The organism is Acinetobacter pittii ANC 4050 (assembly GCF_000399685.1).
Lineage (GTDB): Bacteria > Pseudomonadota > Gammaproteobacteria > Pseudomonadales > Moraxellaceae > Acinetobacter > Acinetobacter pittii_E.
The window spans coordinates 1,848,346-1,868,847 of sequence record NZ_KB976987.1; the positions used below are offsets into that span (position 1 = coordinate 1,848,346).

Here is a 20,502-nt window from a genome sequence, read left to right on the forward strand (position 1 = left end):
TATAGATCCTTAAAATTATTTAACTAAAACGTCGTCATCAAAAATTGCGGCACGAGTTGTACCGACAACTCCATGGGCTAAATAGAGTCGTACACGCTCATATGGATAGTCTTTGTCAGGTATTAAGCTGAACTCAAAGGGCTTACCACCTAGATCTTCAGCTGGTTGCAACCAACCTGTTGTTTCACTAGATGCACCTTCTAAAAACTCTTGGATGTCTTCACCAGCTTTTTTGATGTAATCCGGTGTAGCTTGGAACATATAAGTTCTTAGAATTTCTATACATTTGTTAGTAACTCGAGCCGCAATCTCAGCTGCAGGAACTAAACGCAATGCACTATTTTTACTTTGATACTGGGTTAGTACATCACTTAATACGAATAATGTAGTTTCAAACTTAACCGGGCGAACTACATTAACTTTAGCTTTAGCCAACATTTCTTGAGTCTGTTCATCTTCAAGATCAATATTCGGCATCTGGCTTAGGTTTTTTGCTGTAAATGGATAATCTTTCCATGCAACGGCATTTTTTAATGGCGCAAAACCTTGCTTATTCAGCTTCGCATTACGTAATAATTTATCGCCGATGTAATGGCCCAAATAATAAGCTGGTATCTTACGACCTCTTAGCGTGACAGCATCCGTTGGGCGGCAAAGGTTCGGGCTCCAAATGAATTGAACAAACTGTGATTGCGCATCTACGCTTGTCGCAAATTGAGCTGCTTGCTCAGCTGTAAAAGTTGGATTGATTTCAGCATCCAAAGGAATACGTAGCTTTGTAGCTGCACGTTGTGCCGCAACATAAATTGATAAATCATGAGGATTTGGTAAAGTCAGATATGCTGGTGTACTTAATTGACTCGTCAGAATCTTATATAGTTCATCTGGATTAAATGATGGTAACGATTCATCTTCCAATGCCAATGTTTTTGAAGCACGACCTAAGCTATTTGATTCGTTATAAGCATTTGATTTGAGGATTGCTTGTAACGCATCATTACCTAACGATAAATCAAAACGCTCAAAATATTCTTTTGCATCAGCTACAGCGACAATAGAAGCAGAATTTTCAATGTCTCCATCTACTAATCCCTGAACAGTAACAATTTGATCACCTGTTACCGCATCACGTATTTCCAAACGCATAGAAATATCTGCAGGACCGCGTGGGCTAGTTACTTTCGCAAAAAAGGCCACATTGATTTCTGTATTCGCAAGATAACTGTGAGTATCAAATTCCAGTTTTAGAGATGGGCTGGCCCCTGCTACAAGGGATAGCTCACCTGTACTTGATAGAGCAAGTATATTCATTACATTACACGCCCAAGGCTATTTGTTTTAAGTATTTTGAGCCGTGGGCGTTTTTGATTTTCTGGCTAGTTCCAATGTAAAAAAACCACTCGAAAGTGGTTTTTCATTTCCTAAATTTTATAATCCGCTAGCAGGTTCTGTAGGCTCTTCTGCCTCAGTAGGTACAATTTTAAGTACATTACCTTTCAAGCTATTAATTTGATCAAGGTTATCTAGCAATTGTTTATGAGCTTCGTCACCGATCAATGTGAATGTTACCTTTTGACCAGCTTGTACCAAAACTTGTGTAAATGGTTCGGTAATGTCACTTAAACCGTTATTTTGAAGTGTAATACTTCGTTCAGTTGGTTGATCACCTACAGCATCCATAATTGGGTTCGTGCCATCAATAATGAAAATAGTCATCTTGTTACTCAACAGTTAGATTCTTACCAAGCCCCTTCAACTGACGTAAGTTTTCAAGAACTTGATGTTTAAATGTTTGGTTATGGCACGTAATTTTTTCTGTTAGACCTGCCCCAATAGAAACACGTGATAACGGTTCTAAAACAGTTGAAAATCCGTTATTAGTCACATTAATTACTAGTGGATCTACATTACTAATGCTAGAACCAGTTAGATTTTCCACACTTTGATGTTCGGCCATGGGAATATCAGTTTGTTGTGCCTTATTTGATGATTCAGTTGAATTTCCATTATCTTTAGTACTGGAATCTTCATTATCTGAATCGCCATTTTTCAAATTAGTAGGTTTCTTACCTTCATCTTGGGAAGCGCCGTCTTCAGGACCTTGGCTATTTAACAAATCACCTTGGTCTGAAGCTTTTTCATCACCAGCTTGGGTATTCTGTGTTTCTGTAGTTTTATTGGTTTTATTACGTGTGTTTTTTGGTTTATTAGTCGCTTGTTCGTCAGTTGAAGCTAAAGTTTCGTCAGTGTTTTGTGTTGCTGCAGCCATGAGATTTTCCTTTCAATAAATAAGGGAAAAGGCGCATCGAAATGCGCCTTAATTTGTATTACTTACGATTTTTTAAGAGATGGCATATTGATGCAGTGAATGACATAGCTTTGGTCAGCGTATCGATCCAATGGGTTCATTTCTGCAGCTTGAGAGCCAATTAAAGTAAGTACTGATTCACGTGCATCTGGACGTGTTTCAATAACTGAGAGTGGGGTTTGAATAAACCCAACAAACGGCGCTCGAATTGGCTCATTCCCACGACCTACCAAAAGCATATCAAATGCCGTATCAGCTTCTGCTACAAGCTCTTGAGCCGATGGAGCATGATAAACGTTTGTGCCATCTGCAAGAGTACCGATACGGACAATTTGACCATAACCAGCTGTGAAGCCAGTTTTCGTAGGCATCTTATCGCTACCCAATTGATTGAAGAAGATTGCGCCACTATCGCCAACATATAAATCATAAGCAACAGTTGAGCCACCAGTACGCTGATTAATATCCATTTTTGCAGCAGAAATAAACTTCATTACTTCGCCAAACAGATCGCCAGTGGTATTAAACGCTGCTGCTAATTTACCAGTCACACCACGAGAAGCATCAAAAGTAATTTCATGGCCTGAGTATTCAGCCAAATCTTTTGCTTCACCTAAAAGACGGACCGTTTGTTCCAAGAAAACTTTACCCTGAATAATTGCCAAAGCTTGACCTAAGAAGCCGAGTTTGAGTTCATTATTCAACTGAGTCTGCAATAAAGTTGCTGCGGTAACCTGTGCCATAATTGGTGAAGCCACCAAATTTTCATATTCAGGTTCAAAATCAACACCTACAGGCGTCATTAAGAAGTTACCGTTACCATCACGCGCATCAAAATCAGCTACGAGATGAACTTCAACTTTAGCACCAGCTGGTAAAGCTTCATTTAAGGTCACGCTAATTTTGCTAGCAGAAAGGTCAATTTCACTACCAACAACACGATACTCTACGCCGTTTACAATTACGTTTTTTTCAGCAATAGCTGAAATCTTGCCTGAAAATTTTGATTTACTGCGGCTTCGAGTATGCGCAACTTCTTTACCGTTGATTTTGATTGAAACATTACCAGCAATAAACGGCAGTAACTTCGCATTTACATCTGGCGTTTTTGCCTTGAAATCTTCATAGCCAGTTCGTGCTACCACTGAGTAGGTTGTACCTGCACCACCATTTGACAATGCAAAACGTAAACGGCCCTCTACATAAGGCTTTGAGGCATTTGCACCGTCTAAGTATTCTGATTTCTTCATTGCACCAAAATCACGATTGGTGACAAAACGAATAGATACTAACGGTACTTCATTTGAACCATTAGAGTTTGGAATCATTGCAACAATTGGCGTTGCATAAGCGATAACGTTTGCAATAGTTGCTACAGTAATCGCTGGGACGATACTTACAGATTCATGATGCTGGTGATTTACATCATCAAATCCAGATTCATTAATACTGTCATAATAGCTAATGGTATCAGTAGGCAAAGAACCAGCTTGTTTAGCACCACTTAAACCAGCAGTTAACGCAGCTGCAATGATTGAGGGATGGGGTAAATCACCGCCATGGCGTGCTTGATATTGTGATACCCCAAACATCACAGCTTTATCAACTTCTGGCGCATATTCGATGCCAATTGAATCAAAAATTGCTTTTAATACTTCTGGGTACTCTTCTGCCGCTGTTTGTGCACTGTCAAACCCATTTTCAAGCTCATCAGGACTTTTGAAATAGTAATTTCGGCACTGAGCTGTAGCAATTTGTTGAGCCTCATACTTTTTACGAATTTCGTCTGATAACACAGTCATTTTAAACCAGCCTTTGGCTTTCTATGTAAGATGCAGAAAGTCTGACATGTGCTATTTTTACTAAATTTGGTCGGTTCCAATTTTTTAATAAAAATAAATCTTGAAAAATTTCACTAAATCTCAATAAAGAACTAGAGTTAAGTTAAATATAAAAATTAAACTTTTTTTTAATTTTAACTCATTTCATTACATTAAAAATTTTTAAATTTAAAGGTAGATTAAATGATTATAGATATTTATCGTTCTAAGAGTAATTCTGAAAAGTTTCTTTCTGTTCTTAAAGATACAGACATTACAACATTATCAATTCCTGATAATGATTATATTGAAGTGACTTTATTTAAATCGAATAAAACTATTGAGGCTGACATGCCTTTAATTGCAATGGATCCTTCCAATATTATTGATCAAATCAATTCTAAAGGTTATGCATTACATAGCGCTGCTGTGAAGATGGAAACTGGGATTGTTAAATAATTCGAGAGAGCCCTATAAAATAGGGCTTTTCTTTATCCACTTACACCACTTGAAACATAAATCTCCACATTATCACCTGCTTTCACTTTATAACGGAGCTTATCCCAGCAATGCTGTCTAAACGGTTCAGTATCGGGCGCAGCAGCTGTTAATGTAAGAATAGACACCCAGTGAGAATCGTTTTTCGGATCTGCATATGGAATATTGCTTCCGAAAAACTCTACTTCTGCCCCGTTCCCGATTACCTGGTAATTGAATATTGCAGAAGTACATTGTTCAGCCATTTCAATGTCGCCTGTCTTTTTACCTTTTTCATTGAAAATTAAATAGCTCATTTAGTATCTCCATCACCTATCGGTGAAATAAACAAATCATCTCTACGGTTTAAAACATACTTACTGCCAAAATCTGCCATGAGGCTAAAACCAGTAATATTTACAATCTCAAACCACAACATTAGATTTTCATAAATCATTAAACCTAAAAGATCCCCTTCTTTAAGAATCAAGTCGGGAATGTTGATTATCCTTTCCAATACATCTTCCAACTCATCATTAAATGGCTCTACTTGAGCAGTTAGCACCAAATCTGAGGGGTTATTCATTGAGAAGTTCTTTTGAATATAACCACCATTAAATTTATCTAAATGAACATAAGCAGCGCCTTTATATTCATACTTGTAGTTAGGTTCATCTTGAATCGATAAAGTATTTGCTTCAAAAGAAAGAGGATCTACAGGTTTTGAATCTTCAGCTGGATTATTGAAAATTACTTCTTTGCGCCAAACTTGTGCTGGAATACTAGCTAGTGCATTCATAACAACACGTCTCGCTGCTAAACGGCGTCCATTTGCAACTTGATTTACTGATCTATTTAGCATTTCGACTTAGACCCTTCATAAAGATATTAAGCATTTCTTGGTCAATAGCGCCTGATTTATGTAAGGCTTGAATTCTTTCAATCTGACTAGCTTTAAGAGTTTCTAATTCAAAACGTTTAAGGGTTTTCAGTTCACGTTCTAATAGTTTTTTCGCAACTTTATCTGCTCTACGCATCATTTCTTTTTCAGCTTTTCGAATATTGGCTTTGATGGGCTTAACAGAACCATTCATCACATCTTTTACTTGTTCATTGATCGAATTCTGAATTTGCTTATCTGTTTGCTTATATCGTGCACCAACTTGTTTCTGGCGGTCTTTCTCTACTTCCTTTTTAAGATATGCAATGCCTGATGGCGAACCAATCCACTTAACAACACGCAAAACATGCTTACAAGCTACACCGGATAAATGCGGGTTACGTATTTTCGGAAAGCCACCCTCATCACGTCCTAAATTGTAGCCGCCAATAGTTGCCATATATCGGTACCAGAACGTATGACGTTCGCAATCACACTGAAATTTGATTTTGCCTTTAGCCAATCGGTTTTTAACAGTGGTTAATGCATGTTTGTCGATATCAAATACGACAGATTTAAAGTTTGAAAACTCAATCTCAACGTGATGATTTAAAACTTTACTATTTGGGCCGGCATTAGTAAGTAAGTGCACTAAACCAGCTTTTCTGCTGACTGGTACCGCCAAATAGATTTGCTCATTTGCACGGTCAATGTCATCTTGTCGGCTTAAATTAATGATGTTTTGAGGGGTAATACCCTTACTATACTGATCTTTTAATAGTTGAATGTTTTCCTGAAATGCCAAGATATCATCACGGGTAATACGCCGTGGCACTTCACCATTTCGCTGACCTAAGGTTGTAAAAAGTACTCTCTCTACATCATATTTTTCGCCTTGTGCAATATCTTGTGGCCGCAAGAACATAGGCTTAGGGATCTTTCTTCCCCAATCATCATATTCAATTTCCTTTTCGGCAAATGCCCGCTGTTCACGATCTGCGCGTTGGCGACTCTGTTGATCTCTACGAACCCCGCCATTTTGCAAAGATTGGTTTAATTGCAACTGGGCACGGCGTAAATCATCTGGCTTGAATGCTGACATATTAATTATCCTGCAAGTATTCTTTTTGAAGTCTTAAAAGATCAACGAGCCTTGGAAATGCTACCTTTTGTAGTGGTAGTTTTTCCCAAATACCGTTGGCACCACAGGCCACTAAAACCGCATCAATATGATTTCTTGAACCATAAAGCTTGTAGCTTAAGAGTGATGGATCTTGCGATTCATCCTCTTTAATCTCCCATACAATCAAGTTCTGAATATTATTCTGTTGAAGATTTCGGTGAATTAAATCTCTGATAGCATTTCGATAGTCATTTCTCATACTGTTTCACCTATTTAAGCTTTAACAGTACTTACACGAGCAAAGCCACCAATACCGGCTTTACCGCTGTTGCCATTACTTTCAGTAGTGTGACCAGCTTCGCCAACAACTAAAGTCATATACTGAGTTTTTTCGGTTGAATTCACATATCGGCAAATGAGTAAACCACCACTTGCACCACCACCACCAAGTGCCCAGCCATCATCTCCTACACCATTAGCACCATCACCACCAGCACCCCAGTTTGATACTGGACTTACTGATGCGCCGCCTTTGTGGTTTGTTTGGTTTGCAGCTGTACCAGCGTTACCAAGCTTGCGTGAAATTTCGGTTATGTTTGATGTCACAGTGATTACACCTGCTAAACCACCAGCACCATTTGAGAAAGCACTACCATTCGACCACTGACCACTGGTACCGCCCTTACCGCCACCAACAACCGCCAAATCAAGTTCATTTAAACGTAAGCGTGTATCTGTACCACTGGTCCCATGTGCCAATGCTCCTAACTCCCAGACACTGCCACCACCAGCACCACCAGCACCAACCAATATGAATTCTTTTTGTTCTTTTGGTTGAATTGGAATGATATAAACACCTGGTACTGTGTAATCGCCGTTTCCATCGTTTAGTGTTTCTGCAGCTACCTGAACAACTGACCAGTTCACAGTACCTGAATACCCTATCCGGTTTTGACCAGAGCGGTCCCAAACTTCATATGAAAAGCCCTTTTCAGCACGGGTAAGCTTCCATGCTTCATGTGAGCTTTCTGGTGTTAAATAGATTGCATACTTTGAATCACGTAAATCAGTAACTTTGCCACCTAATTCAACTGTTGCTGAGCTACCAATATTTACACCTGCTCCAATTAATTTTGGATATTGAGCATCTAAGTTTTTCTTGAAATCGATTAACTGCTGTAACAAATTTTTGGAACTAAGATCTAGATCATCAATCTGATGTTGTAAATCATCGTCTTTAGCTTTTACATCTTTTTCAAATGCATATTGGGGGTGCGGATCCTCATGCTGATTATGTTCAGTCATGAGCTTACGAATTAACGCGCCGTATTGCGGGTGAGGGTCTTCATCTGCACTATGCTGATTCATCAACATCACAGCAATTGGTGTGTTTGGATCAATCTTGATAGTTACGTTTTTTAAATTAACGTCAGTTAAAACAAATCCAAATGTAACAATGGCTACTACGTTTGCATGTAAAGACATGATTGATTGAGCAGCTGTAGTAGAGGCCACCGCAAGTAAGGTGCCATCTGATAGGTAAATACCCATCTCAAACACTTCCATTGTTAAAGTGGGCTCAATACTCATTACAAAACGCAAAGTACCTGTTTCTGTATCTACACCACCGCCGTTAAGAGAAAATCTAGCTAATTCATTTTTAAGAGAAGTTAGGTTTTTCGCTTCTACTGATGCATCAAATTTGCCGGTACCAACAGCAAGATGGGTAAGCTCCCCACCAAAGCTAGCAACATCGCCCACTTTATTTAATGCATTCCGACCTGCGTCAGTTAAAAAGAAGTTAATAGCCATAACCCACCCATATGATTTATTGATCTATGGTAGTTATGAAGAATAGGTATTTAAGTGGGCAGTTCCATATAACTAATCATTTTCTTTTTCAGCTGCTTCTCTTAAAGCACTGAATCTTGACTTACGTTCAGCTTGTTCACGGCCTTCCGGTGTATCGTCAGTGACATTTACAGTTTCGTAAGCCTCAGTGTAGTGAACGTTTTCCAAGAATAAGAAAGCAAAAGCATCACCGATATCCGGTGATTTAATTCCCATCCGTTTCATTTCATCTTTACTCAAGATTTTGTATCGTGCAAAGTCATCAAAACGGTATGGAACGTGGATTAACTGATCTTTAATTTTCACATTGTGTTTCTTTGTTTTTATTTTAAAACGACCACTTGCGATTGCTCGAGCCAAGCCCACATAAGCCAATGACCGCTTATTCGTGAACTCTTTTCTATTGTCATTACTAAAACATTGTGAGCCCCAATAAACTGGAACGTAGAAAATGCCTTGCTTTTTAAGGTACTGACCAAGACCTTTACCAGCACCATTATCATCAACTACTAGGTTTGCATTTGGATACTGTAAAAGCAGCTCATTAATTTTTGCGAATAACTCAATAATATCGTCTCTATTTTTACATAGAGGGATATCAACAACTTCTACACGGCGTGCACGCTCTCCCCATTGCGATTCACCCCAAACTTTAGAAACAACAATTACAGAATCGTCTCGGCCAACACCACCACCAACGTCTACCGTAATGACATAACCAAATTGATGATCCTCAAAAATACTCGCGCCAACATACATTTCTTCTGTTTGACGTTTGGTAATTAAGAACTCATCCGATAAGTCTGGGAATTCACCTAGAACACGGATCTTGTACTGAGCGTCTTCACGGCTTCCATACTTTTGCCGTTGTTCTTCTAAAGATTGCTTACTAACTAGTGGTGACTCTTCCCCGTTAAATGTGAGAGCAATCCAAACACCACCAGCTCGATGACTTAACTTGTGATGAGTCTCATAGAACATACCCGCATTACGGGTAGGTTGCGACGTCATTACGGCACGGTTGTCTTCGTGAGTTAATGCACCAAACGCCACATCCAGTACAGCATCATCTACACCGCTGGCCTCATCGACCCAGACCATGTAGTTATCGCCGTGGTTACCAGCCAAGTTTGTAGGTTGATGTTTTGGTGCTGTCTTAGCAAAGACATACCATTTTTCTTTGTAGCCTTTAATGTAAACGAGTTCAGACTGGTACCCGACATAATCAGCAAGCCAAGCCAAAGGCCCTTGCTTCAATCGTGCTAGATTGATACTGATTTCTTTCCAGACTTGTTTCTTTAACTGCCCGATCTGCGGGGCAGTAAACATCATGATTGATTCATCAAAAAACAAGAGATGCCATAAGGCAACAATACCGGCACTGGCCGTTTTACCAGTGTTATGTAGTACTAAGTCATCTTCACCTAAGAAAAATGGATCTGGATCGAGTACAAAACCGTAATATTTACCTTCACCCAGCTCGGCAACCGATGTGATTTTTAAAGGCTCATATTCCCCATCAACAAGCCTATATGATGCAAACTGTTCTCTATTTTCTGGCTTTAGGTTCATGTATTGAGAAACAAGCAATTCAATCTTGTCGCCCTTCGCCCAGCCGTTACCATCGTATAAAGAGATTAAGCAAAGGATATGCGATTTATTGAATGTATGAGCTTTGCCATTCTCATATTCAAACCGGTACATTTCCTGATAACCGGTTACTGTTTTAATTACATCTAGTTCTGTCTTACCATCAGCAGCAAGAATTTTATGATTTAGGTTAATGCGCTCAACTGGGATAAACTCCCCGTTGGCTAATTTGATTAATGTCCCTTTACCAAAGCAACCATGCCCCGATGCTACTGAAGTACGGCTACCATCAAATGCAATAGATTCAAAAAGTAATTCTTGTTGCCATGTGGGTTCGACACCTAATGCTTCTACGGCGAAAGCATAGATGTCGTATCGATAACGCTCGCAAAGTTCCCACCATTCGGGAATTTCTTTTAATGGTGCCAATGCCATACCGTAAAAACACCATTACTTAAAAGATTGAAAAAGGAAGCATTGTTGGATCTACAGCATCTTCTTCAAACTGATTCCCTTCAGTAATTGAAAAGCCTTTGGCAATTTTCGTACTAGCCCAAACAGCCAATAGAATTGCAATGTGTCCATTGTTTAAGCTGCTGCTATCAAATTCCTGCTGAAGGCCGTTTTTATCGACCTTACGGATTTCAAGTACGTTTTTAGGGTTGTACTGGTTTAGCTTCGGCTCAATTTCAATTAACTTTGCTCTGAAACGAGCTTGGTAAATTGAAATCACTTCTTCTAAATGCTCTTTAGCATTGAAACTTAATTGCCAATTCTGTACTTGGTCCGGTGAGTCAGTTACTACAACTGTTTGATCTCTTAAATCACTTGGTACGGGCAAATTTGAATAAACAGCTGTTTTTTGAATAACAAGCTCACCTGTATCAGCAAATGCCGCTCCAATAAGTCGAATTGGTTGATCCGAAAACCCAGCAACACGGCTGTCTATACGAATAATTCCAGACATTACAAGTATCCTTAGCGCCGTTTGCGTTCTAACTTGGTTTGGCATTCAATGCAGAATTTCACGCCACCTAAAGCACGGCGGCGCTCTGGTATTTCTTCACCACATTCAACACATTCTTTTTCAGATTCGCCTTCAAAACGGCATCGGTTTGCAATTTCTTGCTGCAATAAATAATCAGCACTTTCTTGTGCCTTATCGATTAAGTCAGTCATTTATACGCTCAACTGTAATTTCACCTGTTTCTCTATCACCCTTCACACGCTGGTGATCGAGTGATGTGTACTGATCAGCTTGCACTACAACTTTGTCGTTGATTGCGGGCTGTTCCGTTGCTGAGCCGTCAGGTTCATAGCCATTACCTGTGTTGTTGTCGAATGGACCACCGAAACCGATGACGTTAGGTGTATAACCCACAAGCTGAATATCTACAGTTGAGATAGAAAGATTGATTGCTTCGCTTGGGACTGGTGATGGAAAAAGTTCATTTTCAAAAACAGTGAATGTTGAATTAACAACATGATCATTCCATTGCTGAAATGGCACATTAAAACGGCGGTTATCGTTGCTAGACATGTATGCGCAAAACTGCCCAATGACTGAACGCAGATCATTAGGATTGGTGGCAAAGAAAGCGATTTGAGCACGTACAGTTGTTGGCACCAGACGAACCTTCACCCGTTTCTCATCAATGACCGTTTCAATAAAATCAGGGACTGGTAGTAATTGATTTACATCTGGGGGTTGGTCAGTTAACGCTGTTGCAGTAAGCATTACAGGTAAAAGCACTTTGGACTCTTCCTCATGCTTCTGGCTTTTTCTATATTCAGAAAGCATTGCTTCTGAATCGTCCATCATCCGTGACGGACATGCTTTTATAGCGTTACCAATGGCTCTCAACTTCCAGTCAGCCGTTAATTGTGTCTCAGGCATATACCAAGCACGAAAATTGACAAGCTGCTTATACCAAGCGTTTTGGATGCATTTAAGCGAATCGTTGGGGTAATTCATTATTACCCCCATACACTAAAGATATTGCCAAAAGACTTTTTAGGCTTTTTAGCTTTCTCTTTTACGTTTGGATTGTCCAAACTTTGAATGATTTGTTCAGCTTGTTGTTGTACTGAATCAAAACTCTTCACAGGATTTACCATACCCGTATAGAGTTCTTTTTTGCGTTCTTCTCTAAGTTGTTGCAGGCGTTTCTGTTTATCAAATTTTTCTGATAATTCACCCACTAATCCTTGAGCATTTCCTAACTCGGTTAATAATTGCAGCTGACTATTGATATTGTCGTATGTCTGTAAAATTTGATCTTCAAGTAATTGGGCAATAATAATTTCGGGCTGTGATAACTGTGAAATATCTGTTGCGCTATCAAAGCAAGAAACAACACCTTCAGGCTCTTCAGGAACAAATAATCCATCAAATAACTGACCATCACCTACATTGCTTGCATAATTTGGTTGTGCAACGAAATCAAAACCAAAAAAACCCGTTGGAATTAAACGGCCACCGACGTTCTTGTAATTGACTGATGTGCTAAAACCACCCGCTTGGGCTTTATAATCTTGTAATGCAATCTCACCAGGCTCGTTATCATAAAACTCTTCTCGGTGTTCAACTGTTCCATCCTTTGAAGCACGTAATTCAATTGTTTTAAACGCCCGTGAAAGATATACAACTTTACCTTTAATGATCACCGTTTCAGGCGGCACCATACCATAGCGCTGTCGAATTTGATGACCGTAAAAACCTTGTAATGAATTAGTAGCAACCATTTCTTGTACATGGTCACTGTTGATCAAGTTGACCATTGCATCAACATCGACATTACTTCGATCAACACCGGTATATTTACGGCATCGGTCATGTAAGTTGTAAGATAGAACTTTTGTCTTTCTATTTTTGCTAGCCATAAAAAAGCCCCAATGCTGTGATTGAGGCTATTGTTTCAGTTGTTCTATAGTTGAAATTTAATCAGTTCCAAATCAAATCTTTTGATCAAACTCAATTAATTCCAATAGCTTGTCATGCTGTTTATCTTCAATGGTTGCATCAAAGATGTACCCACTTTTAAGAGAAATAAAAACATCATAAAAGCGCTCATGGATCATGCCTCCTCGATGTTCACTTTCGGAGACTTGCAAACAATCCATTTGAGATAAGTCAATTAATTGAGAACAAGCACGTTTTCTACAAAAGATTTTTAATCGCATACTTCACCCAATTACTTAACAAGAGTGCCTTCAACACCACGAGCACGGCGCTCAGCTGTACGTTTATTAAATTCTTCTAGCGCACTTTCCATATAAATAATGGCTTGTTTGTTGAACTCACTCGGAAATTTTTCATCCAAGGTTTTAGTACGGTGAATAAGTACATTTAACAATGCTTCACTGGTAACCCCATTCACACCATGTTCTGGAATTGGGCCATCCTGAAAATGAATACTGATTTCAAAATCTTTTGCATTTTGGTTTTCAGGATTTGCTGAAATCTTATAGTAATGGCCCTGAGCATATTCCGTGATGCCTTCAACCACTTCCCCTTTAATAACTTTATCAATTTCTTGTGGTTCTAATTCATGGCTAGCATATCCTAAGAAATGATCAATTAATAAGTTTTCTCCCTGACCATTGATAGGTTCTGCGATTCCTACTAAAACATTGTCTTGAGCTTGTTGCATATAAAAAAGTCCTGAACTAATGAACAGGACTATGAAATCATTTTGTATTTGTGCGCTAACTCAACAGTTCCAATTGAATTAAAGGAAGTTATAGACTGCATAAGGCTTAGCTGCTATTGCCGCTGCAAAGCTTGTGGTGCCTAAATCTCTATCAAATGCCATTGAGTGAACTTTAACGACAATATTGGCTGGTACTAAACGGCGTAATATCGGTGACAGCTCTACCACTTCATTTGCATCAACAGTTTTATCTAAAACAATTCTAATCCGACTTGTTAAGAAGTAATTTGGCTTTTCAAAATCAGACAAATAGGCTGGATATTCTTTTAGCTTTTCCAAGCTATGCCATAGCCGGATAATCTGAAAATGATCTTTCCCCCACAACATTCGTAAAACAAACTCTAAAAACGCTAATCCTCTTTTATTACCCATGCTGCTCCAATTGGCATAGATAATTCGCATTAACGTGTCAGAGGTGTTATTTCGGCGTAATACAACAAGTCCGTTTTGTTTAGAGAACCGTTCTACAACTGTTTTACTACCGATATGAGGACAACCGTAATCCAATAAATCTTGAATGGACTGCTCAAAGTTTTGTGCAAATACTTGTTTAAATGCTTTAGCAAGTGCGGTTTGCAAGCCCGTACTTACATAGTGTTCATCGATAGGCCGAGTAAAGCTTATAGAGTCCATGTAGCCCCCGAAATATCAGCTGTGCGTTCCAACTCAACAGTAATGCTGTCTTTTGTCACATACACCCACTCATTAGGCTTATTCAACTCATTTGAAAGCATAATGGTAAAGTCACTCATCCGGTCTTGGAAAGCCACAATATTGTCATTAATCAGCTTCCCCATTTCTTGCGTATTAAAGCCATTAACCAGCCAACGACTTGAGCTCAATGATTCACGCCCGTATCGTTCTACAAGTAATTCTTTGATCTGTGTCTTAACCATATCTGTGTTATGTACTGAAGCCAAAGAGCCTTTAATTTTTACTTCAATTGGCTTTTCTACAACTTCATGTACATTCACTTTACCTTCATACAAGTTATCGCAATAACCAATATACCGACAGATATCTTGTTCTAACGTTGCTTGTTCAGTTGGGTTCTTGGCAACCACCACAAGGTTTAAATGATTAATGTCGCGGTATGTAATGGCAAAGTGTTGCTCTTGCAACGTTTCATTCCAAACAGAAATAAACTGTGCCCGTTTCATGAATTTTTTACGGACAGCATAGTCAAAGTTACCGAGAAATACCGCATCTTCATCGTAAAGTGATGGATAGCTTGATAATAAACGTAATTCTGATACAGCTAACGGATCTACGCCCTCTCTAATCACTCCACCAGCTTTAAAACGCACTGATATGCGTTGTTCATCATTAGTAAGTACATCAAGTAAAGCCGCATCTTTTAAACGATTAACATCAACTTCCCCGTATGTCTCAAGAATTCCAATTATTACCGTTTCATTGGCTTGCAGAGTACGTCCAGCTCTTTCAGAATCACCAAACTCAATAAATAGTCTTCTTAGATTATCTGTAGTGACTGTTACAGCATATTCACCTGGTTCAACATTCATCCAGCGCGGCTTAATTACATAGTTATTATTACCCTGCTTAATAGAAATATTTGCAAGTGAAAGATCCTCTAAAAGATCTATTCGATATTTATGGAACCCTTCAGTAACTGGTACAACATATTTAATTTCACGGTATTCACTTTGTTCTGCTATTACTTCCGCCGTCTCACCAGCTTTAACAGTAATGGATTGAAGCAACCGCCACACTCTACCGCCGCTATGGTCCTCAATCATTCGCCCTTGACTTAAGCTCACAGCATTTGTTGACCGGTTAATGATTTCAATTAAGTGCTGACACGGCGTACCTATAGGCAAAATGCCTTTATTTGTAGCATCCGCAATAATTGAGCGGTCACGTGTTTTGGTAAATGGTTCAATTGAAGCAATATCGATTTCTGGACCAAATGCAGTCAAAAAACTAGCCATAGAACGCAGCTGGTGAACGACAAGTGGATCTTGAGCTTTATAGCGTTCCTGAATCTCATAATCATCTATCGCTGCTTGGAGCTGGGCTTCAAAATCAGCTTGCGTTAATGTCATATGTCTCACCTGTTACTGATTTACCCAATCGGTCTGCTACTTGGTTAAGATCTATATTCACATTCATGATGCTTAAATGAATATGAACCGTCTCAAATCCTTCGGTTTGTGAATACAGTGCTAATTGGTCAGAGTTAAGCTCAGATAATATTGGTAGATCCTTTTTCATCTTAATGAGAAAACTATCTGCCACCCTCGAGTCTAAAGGTGCCATTAGCAAATCATAAAGAGGTGCACCAAAGTCAGAACCATACTTCCCATTGACCGGATGATTAAGCCAGTACTCAACCATGTCTAAAATTGTTTTAGATGTGATCATTAAGAAGTTGCTCTATTACTGAAAATCATCAAAAGCTTTACTAGTATTGCGGTGCCAATCTGGTAAGTTGAAAAAATGGTGAAATAGATTATGAATATCCATAATGAAACGCTTAATGCATCAAAATATGAAGCAACGTTATAGATTCTCCAATCAACAAGAATAATAGTGATCAATACACATGCCATACTTATGAAATACATATATCTGATTTCTTTAAATAAGAGGCTTATAGGCACATGACGGAATTGTTTAATATACGCAGCTTTATTCTTGCTATTCCATCCAGTAACAACGGAAAGATAAACTAAAAATGCAAGAATTAAGACAATATCAATACCGATTTGAATTTGCATAAAAAACACCCTTAATAAGAACTGTATTAAGGGTATTGCTTTTGTATATATGTAAGCGTGAATGGTTCCATATTTGAAATTAAGAAATGCATGGATTATTATATATACAAAGCCCGCTCCACTTATGACACGAGAACGTATAGGGTCATAAGTGTAGGTTAGAAGATGTCGCAACCCATCTCTAACTACCGGGCTTTTTTAATGCACTTCAAAAGCTGTAAGCAGCCATGCATTACTACCTTCTCGCTTAATCAATGACGCTTCATGCGAATTAAATACAATATTTATTCTTGTAGATAATCCACGTTCTGTACGCCGTTGGGTACTACCTTGAGCGATTGTTTGCACAATAGTATCCACAAGCATATGCACAACTTCATCATATGTCATGCCATCACTTTCCATACGGCGCTTGATAATATGCTTAATGCCCTGTTTATCACTGCCATACTCAAAATCCACCCAGCCTAGATCATTCCGATACATAGCTCTATGCACTGTGGTTTTTTCCATAATGGCTTTGTTCATTGCAGCTTTACCACGTGTGATATTTGCTGTAACTGATTTGACTGGACTCGCACTATCAAATTCAGGCTTTCCCAGTTCGGATTGACCAGCCTCCGAACTTATACCAAGTTGTTGCTTAGCATGTTCAATTTGTTCCTTCAGTTGGTCACGCTGAGCGGTTTGTTTTGCTAAATCTTCATCTAGCTTTAGTTCTTGTTCTTGTACTTCTTTAATTTTCTGATCTATAGAAGTACGGCGCGGAGGCAAACTAACTTTTTCCCGTTTATTTTGTTCTTGAATCTTTGATTGTGCTTCACGGATAAGTTTAGCAACACAACTCACGGCGTTTTCAAATGTTGGCTTATAGTCATCACTAAAATCACCTGATAACACAATCACTTTGTCATTAAGTTCAGCTTTCACCACATCTGCTAAAGCACGAACATAAAGTGTGAGCGTAGCGCCACCTGAAAAGAAAAATGCAACTGGTAAGACACTAACACCAGCAACACGCTTAATTTTGCGAAACTCAGGTGTGACAATAGTTTGGCCTGTTGCCTTTTCTAATGCAGATTGGATCTTTTTAATATATGGAGTGGCAGCTGTTACAGCTGCTAGATTAAGACTGCCCATGAAAATAACCTCATTAATATGAGATTATTTTGCAATTTATCTAATCAGTGATAAGAAAGTGGTTCCATAAAAATTTTAAATCATGTTTAAAAATTATTTATATTGAAATCTTTATTAACTTCTAAGAATATCCTAATTAAATTTAATGTTTGGAATATATGAATGCTACAAATCTGTACAGGAAAACTTTATACCCGAGAAATTGAATATCGAAATAATTTAAAAGGGATAATTTATACAAATTTGAAATTATTTCGTGATGAAAAAATTCAGACAAAAGCAGGCACAATACTTTCTGTTGAAAATGCAGGTGGTCCAAATACTGTTATATATGAAATAGAAGAACTGGTTGAAGAAACCGAAAGTAAGCCTGGAACTTTAATTTCTCATGGGATTAGCTCTTTAATATTAGACTTTTCTTCAATTCTTTCCTTGGTATTAAATTGTACAGCTTCACCTAGCCATTCACTTACTGAAAGGTTGCTAAGCGATGAACAAGGTGTTTCTACTCATAGATCACCAAATAAGATGATTAAAACAGTTTTTGATAAAAATATTTATTGCCAAGAAGAAGATCAAAAATTTTTTATAAGGTTTACTAATCACTTAATTGGCCTAGAACGTAAAACATATTTAGGGGTAATGAGCTCAATTCGAACATATGTAACAGGTATGCATCGTATCGCAGATGATTTTGAATTAGCCTACACTCTACTCGTCGCATCAATTGAATCACTTGCACAAAATTTCGATGGTCACCAATCAACTTGGGAGGACTACGATCAACGAAAAAAAAAGATTATCGATGAAGCATTAAAAGGATGTGAATCAGAAATTGCTCAAAAAGTTAGAGAGGCTGTATTAAGTATAGAACATACCTCTTTAAAAAAAAGATTCGAAGCATTTGCTCTTGAACATGTTTCTCCTTCTTTTTTCAGGGAAGATGCTGATTTTGTATTAAATCCTATTGCTAGATTAGATTTACCTACAGCTCTTACAAATGCATATCAAGCTAGATCAAAATATGTGCACAACTTAATAAAATTACCAAAACAATTATCCCACGCTCAATATTCTGAAACATGTTTAATTGAAGAAAAAAAATGGCTAACACTCCAAGGGTTATCGAGACTTGCAAGACATGTAATTATCGAATTTGTTATGAAACAAAAAACTATTGAAAAAGAACCATATGATTATTATTTAGAACGATCTAATATTTTACAAGTACATTTAGCACCTCAATATTGGATTGCTGAAATTGACTTTACTGTTGGGGCGGGTATTCGAAAATTAGTAGCTTTTCTGTTTCAGTTAAAGGATTGTTTAAATTCTATTCCAAATGCATCAGTTACTGACTTAACTAACGTTTTAGACGAATTTGAATCTAAAATTGATACATTGAAGCAAGTAGATAAACATGCCTATTTAGCTCTTTATATAATTTATTATAACTATTTAAAAGACACGTACGAAAATGAAAAAGAGCGAAAGCAAAAAGTACATAAATTTATGAAGAAACATCAAAAGAAGATATCGAATCCTTGTATTGAAGGTCTTATAGTTAACACTTTGCTAAGACTCCAAATTCAATGGGATATTAAAGATCATGAAAAATATTTAATACAGTATTTTAAAGATAGAGATAAAAAATTAAAAATAAGATGTCCTGATATTTTTGAATCAGCAATGATTCTTCAATTAGCTGAACGTTATAGAAAAGATGGTAATGAGATAAAAACACTAGAACTCATTGAAATGGCTGTTGAAAACCTACCCTCTCATAAGGAGCTACGCCATTTCGAGAAAGAGTATAAAAGATTATCTCAGCCAATTGATGAAAAAGAAATTTTATTCCCATTAGTTGAAGAAAAAGGACCATAAAAATCGATAGAATTTAAGTTCTCATATTAATCACTAATGAGAACTTAAATTAAGTAACGGAGAGCCCTTTATAAACTTTTAAGAAATGGGATTATAAACAACTAGGTTCATTTCCTGATCTGCACTCTTGTATATCTTATAATTCTTTAATCCGAGTTTCTGTCTTTAGCACATGGTAACCAAATCAAATCTGATCCTGCAGCATTTAGATTTTCTGAACCCCAACACCAACCACCATTTTTTATATCAACATATAAAGCATCTCTTGCGTTACAGCTTTGAATTGTTTTGGGGTCATCCCCCGAACCACCACGGCAAGAATCATTGAGCTTTTCATATTGAGAAATTTTGTTTTGAATGATGTTAGGAATTTCAGAAGATTGTTTTTTAAGATAATCATTTATACCTTGTATTGATAATTCACCAGCTTGATAATAATGGACATAAATAATTGGTATTTCTTCGATTTGATTTGTTGTTGGGTTTGTATAAGTAAATACATCTGACGGCGCTAATGTGCCCTTAAATGCAATTATATCCCCCTCAATAACCCTAGCTTGAACCTTTGGATCAAAGACTAAAACAACTAAATTTCCATCAAAATTAGCTTTATTTCCGATTACACCATATAGACCAGCCTTTTGATTAATTAAAGGTCGTGTAGATACCAAAGCTAATGTGTGATTATCAACTTTCTGGATTGAATCAATACTCGCTGCGCCTACTAACTTTGTACCTACAGCATAATCATGAAATCTGATTGCTCTATAAGTTTTGTCATCATTTACTAAAATACTTTGATTCAAAAAATCAGATTCATTTAAAGATGAGAAATCATAAGTTGCTTCCGCTTTAACCGGTTCTTGCATTGCTGATTTAGAACCTTCCGCTGGTTGTTCATTATTTTTATTACAACCAGCTAATGCAAGCATAATCATTAATACCGTTAAATTTAAAGCCCTAAGAGTCATTAAT

General features: G+C 37.8%; 24 protein-coding genes. 2 read left to right on the top strand and 22 right to left on the bottom strand.

Translation table 11 applies throughout. From position 1 onward, the window contains the following. Positions 1-15 precede the first annotated feature (15 nt). From F931_RS12495 to F931_RS12510, 4 genes are all read right to left on the bottom strand, one after another. Positions 16-1,311: a hypothetical protein gene (locus F931_RS12495; RefSeq protein ID WP_016141718.1), complete on the bottom strand. Its 1,296-nt coding sequence runs from the start codon at positions 1,309-1,311 to the stop codon at positions 16-18. Between the two features lie 117 nt (positions 1,312-1,428). Continuing rightward, complete coding sequence (locus tag F931_RS12500; protein ID WP_016141719.1) at positions 1,429-1,716, bottom strand: hypothetical protein; 288 nt, start codon at positions 1,714-1,716, stop codon at positions 1,429-1,431. A 4-nt stretch (positions 1,717-1,720) separates the two neighbouring features. Next, a complete protein-coding gene (locus F931_RS12505) occupies positions 1,721-2,269 on the bottom strand; it encodes a hypothetical protein (RefSeq protein ID WP_016141720.1) in 549 nt (182 codons plus the stop codon). Between the two features lie 62 nt (positions 2,270-2,331). Beyond that, the gene (locus tag F931_RS12510) at positions 2,332-4,110 is read right to left on the bottom strand and encodes a hypothetical protein (protein WP_016141721.1); all 1,779 of its coding nucleotides are present in this window, start codon (positions 4,108-4,110) and stop codon (positions 2,332-2,334) included. 222 nt (positions 4,111-4,332) lie between these two features. Here F931_RS12510 and F931_RS12515 point away from each other — a divergent pair, with 222 nt between their 5' ends. Continuing rightward, positions 4,333-4,587: a hypothetical protein gene (locus F931_RS12515; protein ID WP_016141722.1), complete on the top strand. Its 255-nt coding sequence runs from the start codon at positions 4,333-4,335 to the stop codon at positions 4,585-4,587. A gap of 32 nt (positions 4,588-4,619) precedes the next feature. Here F931_RS12515 and F931_RS12520 read toward each other — a convergent pair whose 3' ends face one another. The 17 genes from F931_RS12520 to F931_RS12600 all read right to left on the bottom strand — a co-directional run bounded on the left by F931_RS12520 (position 4,620) and on the right by F931_RS12600 (position 17,643). Continuing rightward, complete coding sequence (locus tag F931_RS12520; protein ID WP_016141723.1) at positions 4,620-4,922, bottom strand: hypothetical protein; 303 nt, start codon at positions 4,920-4,922, stop codon at positions 4,620-4,622. After that, complete coding sequence (locus F931_RS12525; protein ID WP_016141724.1) at positions 4,919-5,467, bottom strand: hypothetical protein; 549 nt, start codon at positions 5,465-5,467, stop codon at positions 4,919-4,921. The genes F931_RS12520 and F931_RS12525 overlap by 4 nt, the downstream gene beginning before the upstream one ends. Beyond that, entirely contained in the window at positions 5,457-6,587 is a 1,131-nt protein-coding gene (locus F931_RS12530; protein ID WP_016141725.1) for a hypothetical protein, read from the bottom strand. The genes F931_RS12525 and F931_RS12530 overlap by 11 nt, the downstream gene beginning before the upstream one ends. A gap of 1 nt (position 6,588) precedes the next feature. Then, entirely contained in the window at positions 6,589-6,867 is a 279-nt protein-coding gene (locus F931_RS12535; RefSeq protein ID WP_001243275.1) for a hypothetical protein, read from the bottom strand. Positions 6,868-6,881: 14 nt separating this feature from the next. Then, positions 6,882-8,420, bottom strand: coding sequence for a phage tail-collar fiber domain-containing protein (locus F931_RS12540; RefSeq protein WP_016141726.1), 1,539 nt, complete (start codon positions 8,418-8,420; stop codon positions 6,882-6,884). 72 nt (positions 8,421-8,492) lie between these two features. After that, positions 8,493-10,484, bottom strand: coding sequence for a Hint domain-containing protein (locus tag F931_RS12545; RefSeq protein WP_016141727.1), 1,992 nt, complete (start codon positions 10,482-10,484; stop codon positions 8,493-8,495). Positions 10,485-10,503: 19 nt separating this feature from the next. Then, positions 10,504-11,016: a hypothetical protein gene (locus tag F931_RS12550; protein WP_000014220.1), complete on the bottom strand. Its 513-nt coding sequence runs from the start codon at positions 11,014-11,016 to the stop codon at positions 10,504-10,506. An 11-nt stretch (positions 11,017-11,027) separates the two neighbouring features. Next, positions 11,028-11,228 (bottom strand): TraR/DksA C4-type zinc finger protein, encoded by a 201-nt coding sequence (locus F931_RS12555; protein WP_000130711.1) that lies wholly within the window; start codon positions 11,226-11,228, stop codon positions 11,028-11,030. Further along, positions 11,221-12,024: a hypothetical protein gene (locus tag F931_RS12560; protein WP_016141728.1), complete on the bottom strand. Its 804-nt coding sequence runs from the start codon at positions 12,022-12,024 to the stop codon at positions 11,221-11,223. The genes F931_RS12555 and F931_RS12560 overlap by 8 nt, the downstream gene beginning before the upstream one ends. A gap of 2 nt (positions 12,025-12,026) precedes the next feature. Continuing rightward, a complete protein-coding gene (locus F931_RS12565) occupies positions 12,027-12,932 on the bottom strand; it encodes a hypothetical protein (RefSeq protein ID WP_016141729.1) in 906 nt (301 codons plus the stop codon). Positions 12,933-13,004: 72 nt separating this feature from the next. Then, positions 13,005-13,232, bottom strand: coding sequence for a hypothetical protein (locus tag F931_RS12570; protein ID WP_001237354.1), 228 nt, complete (start codon positions 13,230-13,232; stop codon positions 13,005-13,007). 11 nt (positions 13,233-13,243) lie between these two features. Beyond that, the gene (locus F931_RS12575; protein WP_016141730.1) at positions 13,244-13,702 is read right to left on the bottom strand and encodes a hypothetical protein; all 459 of its coding nucleotides are present in this window, start codon (positions 13,700-13,702) and stop codon (positions 13,244-13,246) included. 78 nt (positions 13,703-13,780) lie between these two features. Beyond that, positions 13,781-14,395 carry a hypothetical protein gene (locus F931_RS12580; protein ID WP_000377371.1) on the bottom strand — a complete coding sequence of 205 codons (615 nt, stop codon included), beginning with the start codon at positions 14,393-14,395 and terminating at the stop codon, positions 13,781-13,783. After that, positions 14,383-15,828: a hypothetical protein gene (locus F931_RS12585; protein WP_016141731.1), complete on the bottom strand. Its 1,446-nt coding sequence runs from the start codon at positions 15,826-15,828 to the stop codon at positions 14,383-14,385. The genes F931_RS12580 and F931_RS12585 overlap by 13 nt, the downstream gene beginning before the upstream one ends. Continuing rightward, positions 15,809-16,147 carry a hypothetical protein gene (locus tag F931_RS12590; protein ID WP_000633139.1) on the bottom strand — a complete coding sequence of 113 codons (339 nt, stop codon included), beginning with the start codon at positions 16,145-16,147 and terminating at the stop codon, positions 15,809-15,811. Before F931_RS12590 ends, F931_RS12585 begins: the two co-directional genes overlap by 20 nt. Beyond that, complete coding sequence (locus tag F931_RS12595; protein ID WP_016141732.1) at positions 16,147-16,503, bottom strand: hypothetical protein; 357 nt, start codon at positions 16,501-16,503, stop codon at positions 16,147-16,149. The genes F931_RS12590 and F931_RS12595 overlap by 1 nt, the downstream gene beginning before the upstream one ends. Positions 16,504-16,701: 198 nt before the next feature. Next, the gene (locus tag F931_RS12600) at positions 16,702-17,643 is read right to left on the bottom strand and encodes a putative barnase/colicin E5 family endoribonuclease (protein WP_016141733.1); all 942 of its coding nucleotides are present in this window, start codon (positions 17,641-17,643) and stop codon (positions 16,702-16,704) included. Between the two features lie 162 nt (positions 17,644-17,805). Here F931_RS12600 and F931_RS12605 point away from each other — a divergent pair, with 162 nt between their 5' ends. Continuing rightward, on the top strand, positions 17,806-19,527 hold the full coding sequence (locus F931_RS12605; RefSeq protein ID WP_016141734.1) for a hypothetical protein: 1,722 nt from the start codon (positions 17,806-17,808) through the stop codon (positions 19,525-19,527). A 146-nt stretch (positions 19,528-19,673) separates the two neighbouring features. On the opposite strand, the gene F931_RS12610 is transcribed toward F931_RS12605, so the two are convergent. Beyond that, positions 19,674-20,498 (bottom strand): hypothetical protein, encoded by an 825-nt coding sequence (locus F931_RS12610; RefSeq protein ID WP_016141735.1) that lies wholly within the window; start codon positions 20,496-20,498, stop codon positions 19,674-19,676. Positions 20,499-20,502: the final 4 nt, after the last annotated feature.

What these genes read in the sequence shown, in the direction of transcription:
- F931_RS12495 (WP_016141718.1), bottom strand. Translation starts at nt 1,311, where the DNA reads ATGAATATACTTGCTCTATCAAGTACAGGTGAGCTATCCCTTGTAGCA.
- F931_RS12500 (WP_016141719.1), bottom strand. Translation starts at nt 1,716, where the DNA reads ATGACTATTTTCATTATTGATGGCACGAACCCAATTATGGATGCTGTA.
- F931_RS12505 (WP_016141720.1), bottom strand. Translation starts at nt 2,269, where the DNA reads ATGGCTGCAGCAACACAAAACACTGACGAAACTTTAGCTTCAACTGAC.
- F931_RS12510 (WP_016141721.1), bottom strand. Translation starts at nt 4,110, where the DNA reads ATGACTGTGTTATCAGACGAAATTCGTAAAAAGTATGAGGCTCAACAA.
- F931_RS12515 (WP_016141722.1), top strand. Translation starts at nt 4,333, where the DNA reads ATGATTATAGATATTTATCGTTCTAAGAGTAATTCTGAAAAGTTTCTT.
- F931_RS12520 (WP_016141723.1), bottom strand. Translation starts at nt 4,922, where the DNA reads ATGAGCTATTTAATTTTCAATGAAAAAGGTAAAAAGACAGGCGACATT.
- F931_RS12525 (WP_016141724.1), bottom strand. Translation starts at nt 5,467, where the DNA reads ATGCTAAATAGATCAGTAAATCAAGTTGCAAATGGACGCCGTTTAGCA.
- F931_RS12530 (WP_016141725.1), bottom strand. Translation starts at nt 6,587, where the DNA reads ATGTCAGCATTCAAGCCAGATGATTTACGCCGTGCCCAGTTGCAATTA.
- F931_RS12535 (WP_001243275.1), bottom strand. Translation starts at nt 6,867, where the DNA reads ATGAGAAATGACTATCGAAATGCTATCAGAGATTTAATTCACCGAAAT.
- F931_RS12540 (WP_016141726.1), bottom strand. Translation starts at nt 8,420, where the DNA reads ATGGCTATTAACTTCTTTTTAACTGACGCAGGTCGGAATGCATTAAAT.
- F931_RS12545 (WP_016141727.1), bottom strand. Translation starts at nt 10,484, where the DNA reads ATGGCATTGGCACCATTAAAAGAAATTCCCGAATGGTGGGAACTTTGC.
- F931_RS12550 (WP_000014220.1), bottom strand. Translation starts at nt 11,016, where the DNA reads ATGTCTGGAATTATTCGTATAGACAGCCGTGTTGCTGGGTTTTCGGAT.
- F931_RS12555 (WP_000130711.1), bottom strand. Translation starts at nt 11,228, where the DNA reads ATGACTGACTTAATCGATAAGGCACAAGAAAGTGCTGATTATTTATTG.
- F931_RS12560 (WP_016141728.1), bottom strand. Translation starts at nt 12,024, where the DNA reads ATGAATTACCCCAACGATTCGCTTAAATGCATCCAAAACGCTTGGTAT.
- F931_RS12565 (WP_016141729.1), bottom strand. Translation starts at nt 12,932, where the DNA reads ATGGCTAGCAAAAATAGAAAGACAAAAGTTCTATCTTACAACTTACAT.
- F931_RS12570 (WP_001237354.1), bottom strand. Translation starts at nt 13,232, where the DNA reads ATGCGATTAAAAATCTTTTGTAGAAAACGTGCTTGTTCTCAATTAATT.
- F931_RS12575 (WP_016141730.1), bottom strand. Translation starts at nt 13,702, where the DNA reads ATGCAACAAGCTCAAGACAATGTTTTAGTAGGAATCGCAGAACCTATC.
- F931_RS12580 (WP_000377371.1), bottom strand. Translation starts at nt 14,395, where the DNA reads ATGGACTCTATAAGCTTTACTCGGCCTATCGATGAACACTATGTAAGT.
- F931_RS12585 (WP_016141731.1), bottom strand. Translation starts at nt 15,828, where the DNA reads ATGACATTAACGCAAGCTGATTTTGAAGCCCAGCTCCAAGCAGCGATA.
- F931_RS12590 (WP_000633139.1), bottom strand. Translation starts at nt 16,147, where the DNA reads ATGATCACATCTAAAACAATTTTAGACATGGTTGAGTACTGGCTTAAT.
- F931_RS12595 (WP_016141732.1), bottom strand. Translation starts at nt 16,503, where the DNA reads ATGCAAATTCAAATCGGTATTGATATTGTCTTAATTCTTGCATTTTTA.
- F931_RS12600 (WP_016141733.1), bottom strand. Translation starts at nt 17,643, where the DNA reads ATGGGCAGTCTTAATCTAGCAGCTGTAACAGCTGCCACTCCATATATT.
- F931_RS12605 (WP_016141734.1), top strand. Translation starts at nt 17,806, where the DNA reads ATGCTACAAATCTGTACAGGAAAACTTTATACCCGAGAAATTGAATAT.
- F931_RS12610 (WP_016141735.1), bottom strand. Translation starts at nt 20,498, where the DNA reads ATGACTCTTAGGGCTTTAAATTTAACGGTATTAATGATTATGCTTGCA.